Annotated in this window: 2 protein-coding genes; both read left to right on the top strand. The window is 47.9% G+C overall.

Annotated elements, in window-relative coordinates; all coding sequences use genetic code 11:
* On the top strand, window positions 1-1238 hold a 1238-nt coding region (locus IBX48_RS10480), incomplete at its 5' end, for an IS21 family transposase (protein ID WP_296834356.1).
* Window positions 1226-1802: ATP-binding protein (locus IBX48_RS10475; RefSeq protein WP_296834353.1), on the top strand; the 577-nt coding region annotated here is incomplete at its 3' end. The genes IBX48_RS10480 and IBX48_RS10475, both read left to right, overlap by 13 nt.

Raw genomic sequence — 1802 nt, 5'->3', positions numbered from 1 at the left:
TTTATCCTTCAAGTTTATTGCGCACCTTACAACGCCGCGTTAAGTTTTTTAATGCCACCCAGGGCGAAGATAAGCCAGTTATATTCCGCCAAGAGGTGCCGATGGGTCAATTAGGATTGTCGGACTTTAGCCATCCCAATGACGCCATCACGATTAACGGCAAACCGTTTACGCATTTACTCTATCAATTCCGCTTGGCTTACAGTGGTTGGCGTTATGCCCAACCCGTTCAAGGTGGTGAGAGTTTTGCCGCGTTGTCTGAAGGGTTGCAAAACGCGTTAACCCAACTCGGTGGTGTACCCATTGAGCATCGCACCGACAGTCTAAGTGCCGCGTTTAACAATCTGAGCGAGCAGCAAGCACTTACCCGTGACTATCAAGGCTTATGTGCGCATTATGCTCTGAAGGCATCGCGCAATAACAAAGGGATTAGTCATGAAAATGGTGCGATTGAAACGGCACACCGTTCACTCAAGCACCGCCTGCGCCAGGCGCTCAAACTTCGCGGTAGCCATGACTTTAAAACACAGGCGGAGTATCAGCGATTTATTGGACGTCAAGTTGATAAACTCAACGCCCAAAGTGGCGATAAAATCCAACAGGAACGTGCCCAGCTTCAGTCCTTGCCGTCTCGACGGTATATGGACTATCAAGTGCAAACGCTAAAGGTTACGCGCACATCCACCATTGATGTTAAGCGGGTCACCTACAGTGTCCCTTCACGATTAATCGGTGAGGTGTTATCGGTACACGTGCATCATGACCGACTTGAGCTGTATCTTGCCCAAACCCGGGTTCTCACACTCACGCGCCTGCACGTAGCCAAAGGACAAGCACGCGCACGTCAGATCGACTTCAAGCACCTCATTAATGCCCTGGCCGCCAAACCACAAGCCTTCCGCTACAGCAGCTTACAAGCGGAGTTATTGCCAGACGACAATTACAAACAACTCTGGCTAGAGGTCGATAGCCAATTGGAATCGAAAGCCGCCTGCAAGTGGATGGTCGGTGTGCTCAAAGTAGCCGCCCAGCTTGATGATTATCAAGCCCTGGGTGAAACCTTGTTGATGCAGGCGAAACGGCGACAATTACCCACACTCCAGGCGATACAAGATGAACATCTTCCACAAGCTTGCAGTACAACATTGAAACCGTTTAATCAGCATCGCTTGGCGGATTATGATCATCTGTTACATTCTAGCACCCCATCACAAGGAGCGGTGCAATGGAATCATTAGACATGATGTTAAAGACCTTGCACTTGAGCGGGTTTAAACAGCAGCTCGTCTCGCTTGAAAACCAAGCGATTGAATCGAGTTGGAGTTACCGTGAGTTTTTAAGTGCGCTGTGCGAACACGAACTGGCTAAACGCTTCCAAACACGTGTCAGTAGTTGGCGCCGAGAAAGTGGTCTGATGGTAGCGAAAAACCTGACAAACTTAAATCTGGAGCAGTATGAAACGTCAATTACTCAAACCTTGCGACAATTACAAGGTCAAGTTGATTGGGTAGAACAAGCCAACAATGTGTTATTGTTCGGCCCATCGGGTGTAGGCAAAACACATATGGCGCATGCATTAGGGCTGCACCTGATTGACCAAGGTATGAGAGTAAAAGCGTTTAGCGCGGTTAACTTGGTTCAACAACTGCAAACAGCCAAACAGGCTCTAGATCTGATGGGGTTTATGTCCAAACTCGACAAATACAAACTCATTATCATTGATGACATAGGTTATGTGAAAAAAACACAAGCTGAAACACAGGTATTGTTTGAGTTTATCGCCCATCGATATGAGAGTGGCA

The organism is Thiomicrospira sp., assembly GCF_014859555.1.
Taxonomy (GTDB): Bacteria; Pseudomonadota; Gammaproteobacteria; order Thiomicrospirales; family Thiomicrospiraceae; genus Thiomicrospira.
This window is presented reverse-complemented; position numbering and strand designations above follow the sequence as displayed.